Source organism: Thioalkalivibrio sp. ALE9 (assembly GCF_000377445.1).
GTDB lineage: Bacteria > Pseudomonadota > Gammaproteobacteria > Ectothiorhodospirales > Ectothiorhodospiraceae > Thioalkalivibrio.
The window spans coordinates 98973-105000 of sequence record NZ_KB898128.1 but is presented as its reverse complement, the minus strand read 5'-3'; the positions used below and the strand labels follow the sequence as shown (position 1 = coordinate 105000).

The window sequence follows — 6028 nt, the reverse complement described above, 5'->3', positions numbered from 1 at the left end:
AACTCGAAAGAGGACGTATAGGGTGTGACGCCTGCCCGGTGCCGGAAGGTTAATTGATGGGGTTAGCTTCGGCGAAGCCCTTGATCGAAGCCCCGGTAAACGGCGGCCGTAACTATAACGGTCCTAAGGTAGCGAAATTCCTTGTCGGGTAAGTTCCGACCTGCACGAATGGCGTAACGATGGCGGCGCTGTCTCCACCCGAGACTCAGTGAAATTGAAATCGCAGTGAAGATGCTGTGTACCCGCGGCTAGACGGAAAGACCCCGTGAACCTTTACTACAGCTTCACACTGAACTTTGAGCTTGTTTGTGTAGGATAGGTGGGAGGCTTTGAAGCCGGGACGCCAGTCTCGGTGGAGCCACCCTTGAAATACCACCCTGGCAAGTTTGGAGTTCTAACCCAGGCCTGTAATCCAGGTCGGGGACCGTGTGTGGTGGGTAGTTTGACTGGGGCGGTCTCCTCCCAAAGAGTAACGGAGGAGTGCGAAGGTACCCTCAGCGCGGTCGGAAATCGCGCGACGAGTGCAAAGGCATAAGGGTGCTTAACTGCGAGACAGACACGTCGAGCAGGTGCGAAAGCAGGTCTTAGTGATCCGGTGGTTCTGTATGGAAGGGCCATCGCTCAACGGATAAAAGGTACTCCGGGGATAACAGGCTGATACTGCCCAAGAGTCCATATCGACGGCAGTGTTTGGCACCTCGATGTCGGCTCATCACATCCTGGGGCTGAAGCAGGTCCCAAGGGTATGGCTGTTCGCCATTTAAAGTGGTACGCGAGCTGGGTTTAGAACGTCGTGAGACAGTTCGGTCCCTATCTGCCGTGGGCGTCGGAGATTTGACAGGATCTGTCCTTAGTACGAGAGGACCGGGATGGACGCACCTCTGGTGTTCCGGTTGTCACGCCAGTGGCACTGCCGGGTAGCTAAGTGCGGAAGGGATAACCGCTGAAAGCATCTAAGCGGGAAACCCACCTGAAGATGAGATCTCCCTGGACCCTTGAGGTCCCTGTAGGGCCGTTGAAGACTACAACGTTGATAGGCTGGGTGTTGAAGCGCGGTAACGCGTGTAGCTAACCAGTACTAATTGCCCGTGCGGCTTGACCATATAACACCCAAAGTGTTGGTGGTCTCGTCTGACACATCACCAAGTACACACGCCTAGATTGCATTCCGAATTCAGACGACTCGGCATAAGCCGTGTCATCTGGCCAGTTTGTCTGGCGGCAATAGCGAGTAGGAACCACCCGATCCCATCCCGAACTCGGAAGTGAAACTGCTCTGCGCCGATGGTAGTGTGGGGCCTCCCCATGTGAGAGTAGGTCACCGCCAGGCATTAATCCGAAGCCCGATTCCCAGTCATGGGGGTCGGGCTTTTTTTATGGGCGCTTTCGAGGCAGGCTGGATACAAGGTAACGCGATGCTCGTTGTGGCGGGTGCGGCACTTGGCCACAGCAAGCGGGGAGGTATTGTGCGAGGAAAAAGGACCGATGGTGGGCTGGTGATTGTAGGGCTTGTACTGCTCGGGATCGGGCTCTACGCAATTTTTGGCGGCCAGCTGGCGTTTACGCCGATTGCGCCAAGGGAAGGCGCGGGATTCGGCGGACCGCTGGCAACGATTATCGGGGTGGCGTTCGTTATTGGCGGGCTCTATTTCCTGCGAGAATCGCGGCGCTAAAAACGGTCTGTTCAGAGGTTGCCGACAGAGCGCGGCGGATACGGGCGGTGTAGTCGATTTGGCCTGGCGCCGGGTAAGAGTGCGCTGTGTCCTCAGTCGATGCGCCGCGGTCAGGCGACTGCGGGCGTGATGCCGCGGGAGGGAGGTTCGGCCAGTCCAGCCCAGGTGCGTCAGGCCAGGTCGCGTGTCAGGCGGGTGCGGTGGTGCGCCAGCCGAAGCCCTGGTCCTGGGTTGCGACGTCGACGTCGGAGGGGGTGCAGCCGAGCCCGTCTGCGAGGGCCGCTCGGGCAAGCGCCTCATCGTTGTTGTCGGTGGAGAGGTGCATCCCGATGACGTGCCGGAGGCGGGACTGGTCGATGTTGCGCAGCAGCTCGCTGGCGGCATGATTGGGTAGGTGCCCGTAGCCCCCGCCAATGCGCCGCTTCAGGGACGCGGGATAACGCCCGGCGGCGAGCATGGCTGGGTCGTGGTTGCACTCCAGCAAGAGGGCATCCGCGCCACTCGCCATCGCGACCATATGGGGCGAGATATGCCCGGCATCGGTCATCAGCACCAGTCGGTGGTCTCCGTCGGAGAAGGCGAACTGAGTGGGCTCGCGCGAGTCGTGGGGCACGGTGAAGGGGCACACCCAGGCGTCGTCGATGTCCAGCGGGGCGTCGGCCTGGATCTCCTGGACGTGTGCGAAGCCATCGTCGCGGGCCGCCAGGCGGGTGCCCGGGCTGGTGAATACGGTGAGGTCGTACCGCCGGGACAGCGGGCCCGCGGCGCCGATGTGATCCGCATGCTCGTGGGTGATCAGGACGGCGGTCAGGTCGCGGGGTGCAAGATCGACCCGAGCCAGGCGACGTTCGAGTTCCTGGACCGAGAAGCCGCAGTCGACAAGGAGACGGGTCGCCCCGATCTCCACGACCAGGGCATTTCCCGCGCTGCCGCTGCCGAGGGAACAGAAGCGGATCATCGCGTCGGCACCGCGGAGCGATTAACGGAGAATCTGCTGTTCGATGCGCTGCAGCACGAATTCCGCATCGCGACGCCGGAGGGGGTCCCCGTCGATATCACGGGCCTCGATGCGGAGGTCGCCGTCGCCCACGTCGGTCAGGCGGACCTGGTAGCGTTCGTTCTCGCGACGGTCTCCGCCGCGACCGAAGATGCGACTGAAGAACCCGCCGCTTTCGCCTTCGCCGACCACGTCGGGGCGATAGGTCACCTCGAAGGTCCCGGTGTCACGATCCTGCTCGTCCACCAGCAGCCCGGCGCGATCCAGGAGCGTCCCCATTTGCGCCCACATCCGGTCGAAGGCGCTGCCGATGACCAGCACGGGCTGGCCTTCGTGTTCCGTCTGGTGCAGTTCGGTCGGGCGGTCCCCGATGGTCTCGGCGACCCGGGCGCTGCCTTCCGGCATTTCGCCGGTGGCAAGGAAGACGCGAAGGCGATTGAGCATCTCGGCTTCCAGTTCCGGGTCAGAGGGCCGCATGGCCCAGCGCCAGGTTTCGCCCTCGGGCTCCTCGGACGCGCCCCGGTGGGATATGTAGATCGCGGAGTGCCCGTTGTCGCGTTCGACGCGAAGCCGGTACTTGTCCCGGGTGTTGGCGTCGTATACGTTCCCAAGGGCCCGCGCGAAGATGTTCTGACTGCCCCGGAGCGGGATGCCGGCACGGTCCTCGGCCCATTCCGTCTCCATGATGCCGACCTGGGGTTCGTTGCGTTCCAGGCGCAGATTCTGGCTGTCCCAGAAGGCGGCAAGGCGATCCCACAGTTCCTCCGGGGGCACCTCGACGCTGAGCCAGCGGACGCTGCCTTCGCGCATCAGCTGGACCTCGGCGGACTCGGGGAGGACGCGGGCATCGGTCTGCACCGGTGCGGTGGTGTCGGCCGGCTGGCGCTGCTGCTGACGGGCCTGGGAGTCCTGCTGCATCTCGCGGGCGCTGACGCGCTCGCCCGGCGCATCCGGGATGCGGTAGGCGCGCTCGCTGTCGGGGGCGATGAGGTCCGGCGGGACTTCGAGATTGTCCATCTGCCGGCTCATTTCGTACTGGGGACCGGTCTGGCGGTCGCCCGAGGTGGAACACCCGGCGATGGCGAGGCTCGTGGCCAGGGCAAGGGCGGTGCGCGTCGCGCGGCGGCGGAGCGGGGCGGAGTGTTTCATGTCGGGGTTCAGACCTCTATGCCGGCCTGGCGCATGGCGTCCAGGACCGGCGCATGGAAGGGTTCGGACAGCGGAGTCAGGGGGAGACGGATACCGTCCTCCATGAGTCCCATGCGATGCAGTGCCCACTTGACCGGAATCGGGTTGGCCTCGAGGAACAGCGCGGAATGCAGGCCGTCCAGCTGGCGGTTGATCGCGCGCGCCTCGTCCGGTCGGCCCTCGCGGACGGCGCGGCACATGGCCGCCATCAGACGGGGGGCGACATTCGCGGTGACCGAGATGATCCCGTGGCCACCCGCCAGCAGGAAGGCGAGTCCGTTGCCGTCATCGCCGCTGTACAGGTCCATGCGGTTGCCGACCCGCGCGACCAGTTCGGCGGTCCGCTCGTTACTCGCCGTGGCCTCCTTGATCCCGATGATGTTCGGGATTTCGGCCAGGCGCTCCACGGTTTCGGGCAGCAGATCCACCGCGGTCCGGCCGGGGACGTTGTACAGGATCTGCGGGATGTCGACGGCCTCGGCGATGGCCTTGTGATGCAGGTAGAGGCCTTCCTGAGTCGGCTTGTTGTAGTACGGGGACACCAGCAGGCAGGCGTCCGCGCCACCTTCTTTCGCGCAACGGGTCAGCGCGATGGCTTCGCGCGTGGAATTCGCGCCGGTGCCCGCGATCACCGGGAGGCGCCCGGCCACGGTCTTCACCGTGTGGGCAATCGCCTCGCAGTGTTCGTCGAAATCGAGGGTCGCGGATTCGCCGGTGGTGCCGACCGCGACAATGGCATCGGTGCCGGCCTCGATGTGGAATTCCAGGAGCCGATCCAGCGCCGGCCAGTCGAGGCTGCCGTCCGCGTGCATCGGGGTCGCCAGTGCGACCATGCTGCCTTGAAACATCGACTCCTCCAACATCGGGAATGGTGCAGTCTAACGGGCGGGTGACACGGCATTCAAGATTCCCGCGGCCGGCATGCCACCGATGCCCGGTTTTGCGCGGCGCGACGCCGTTGGCGCCGCCCGGGCAAGGTGGTATGTTGCGAGCCATCATGCCTGTTGCCGCTTTCATGCCGAGTCCCTCCCGGGAATGGCGCGCCCCCGTTCCCGCACGCCGCCGGCGGGTGCCGCATGGCTGAAGTGGTCGGCACGGGTGCCCATACCCACCTGATCCTTAACCTGATCGGGCCCGACCAGCCGGGTCTGGTCTCCAGCGTGACCCGCGTGATCGTGGATACCGGTTGCAATCTCGAATCGAGCCGAATCACGGTCGTGGGCGGGTACTGCTGCATGGCGCTGAGTGCCAGCGGCAACTGGAAGACCCTTGGCACGCTGGAATCGCGTCTGGAACGGCTCGAAGCCGAGATGGGGCTGGTGGTGGTGGCCCGCCGCGGGCCACTGGAGGAGCGCGCCGAGGCCGCCATGCCGTATGCCGTGGATGCGGTAGCCCTGGATGCGCCGGGCCTGCTGAATGCCCTCGCCGATTTCTTCACCAGCCGCGGGGTCAATCTGCGCGACGTTCAGACCCGTGTCTACATTGCCCAGCAGACCGGGGCGCGCATGTTTGCGGCCAACATGGTGGTGGATATCCCCGCCGGGCAGCACCTCGCCAGTCTGCGCGGCGAATTCATGGATTTCTGTGACGAACTGAACGTGGATGGCGTGCTGGACCCGATCAAGGCCTGAAGCCGCCGGGCACGCGGCCTTCCGCTTCGAGACCCACGAATCAAGGAGCAACGCCTGATGAGCATCGCAATCAACCAACCCGTCCCCGCTGACCTGCGCGTCCCGGCGACCGGCGACCAGACCCTGGGCCCGGCCGACTTCCAGGGCCGGATCGTGGTCCTCTACTTCTACCCCAAGGACAACACGCCGGGCTGCACCAACGAGAGCCGCGACTTTGCCGCCAGCCTGGATGCCTTCCAGGAGGCCGGCGCCGTAATCCTGGGCGTGTCGCGCGACAGCGTGAAGAGCCACGAGAACTTCCGCACCAAGCAGGAACTGCCGTTCGACTTGTTGAGCGATGGCGACGAGACGCTGTGCAATGCCTTCGATGTCATCAAGATGAAAAACATGTATGGCAAGCAGGTGCGCGGCATCGAGCGCTCCACCTTCCTGATCGATGCCGACGGCGTGCTGCGCAAGGAGTGGCGCAAGGTGAAAGTGCCGGGCCACGTGGACGAGGTCCTCGCGGCGGTGCGCGAACTCGCGGGGAGCTGACCCCC

At 64.4% G+C, this 6028-nt stretch carries 6 protein-coding genes and 2 rRNA genes (1 of these 8 running past the window's edge); 5 read left to right on the top strand and 3 right to left on the bottom strand.

The genetic code is table 11. The features are described 5' to 3' along the window. The 3 genes from D106_RS0110185 to D106_RS14425 form a co-directional block, all read left to right on the top strand. Positions 1 to 1103 (top strand): 23S ribosomal RNA (locus D106_RS0110185); it begins 1776 nt to the left of the window's first position. 111 nt (positions 1104 to 1214) lie between these two features. Then, a 5S ribosomal RNA gene (rrf, locus tag D106_RS0110180) occupies positions 1215 to 1330 on the top strand. A 136-nt stretch (positions 1331 to 1466) separates the two neighbouring features. Beyond that, the gene (locus tag D106_RS14425) at positions 1467 to 1673 is read left to right on the top strand and encodes a hypothetical protein (RefSeq protein WP_017940780.1); all 207 of its coding nucleotides are present in this window, start codon (positions 1467 to 1469) and stop codon (positions 1671 to 1673) included. A gap of 187 nt (positions 1674 to 1860) precedes the next feature. Here the strand turns inward: D106_RS14425 and D106_RS0110170 are convergent, their stop codons facing one another. Genes D106_RS0110170 through dapA form a run of 3 tightly spaced genes read right to left on the bottom strand, consistent with a single transcriptional unit; the run spans position 1861 to position 4706 of the window. Beyond that, positions 1861 to 2631, bottom strand: a complete 771-nt coding sequence (locus tag D106_RS0110170) for an MBL fold metallo-hydrolase (protein WP_018879963.1) — start codon at positions 2629 to 2631, stop codon at positions 1861 to 1863. Between the two features lie 21 nt (positions 2632 to 2652). Further along, positions 2653 to 3819, bottom strand: coding sequence for an outer membrane protein assembly factor BamC (bamC, locus tag D106_RS0110165; protein ID WP_018879962.1), 1167 nt, complete (start codon positions 3817 to 3819; stop codon positions 2653 to 2655). A gap of 8 nt (positions 3820 to 3827) precedes the next feature. Further along, positions 3828 to 4706, bottom strand: a complete 879-nt coding sequence (dapA, locus tag D106_RS0110160; RefSeq protein WP_026280644.1) for a 4-hydroxy-tetrahydrodipicolinate synthase — start codon at positions 4704 to 4706, stop codon at positions 3828 to 3830. Positions 4707 to 4934: 228 nt separating this feature from the next. Between dapA and D106_RS0110155 the strand changes: the two genes are divergently transcribed. Further along, positions 4935 to 5489 (top strand): glycine cleavage system protein R, encoded by a 555-nt coding sequence (locus D106_RS0110155; RefSeq protein WP_018865808.1) that lies wholly within the window; start codon positions 4935 to 4937, stop codon positions 5487 to 5489. A 57-nt stretch (positions 5490 to 5546) separates the two neighbouring features. Further along, positions 5547 to 6023: a peroxiredoxin gene (locus D106_RS0110150; protein ID WP_018876071.1), complete on the top strand. Its 477-nt coding sequence runs from the start codon at positions 5547 to 5549 to the stop codon at positions 6021 to 6023. Positions 6024 to 6028: the final 5 nt, after the last annotated feature.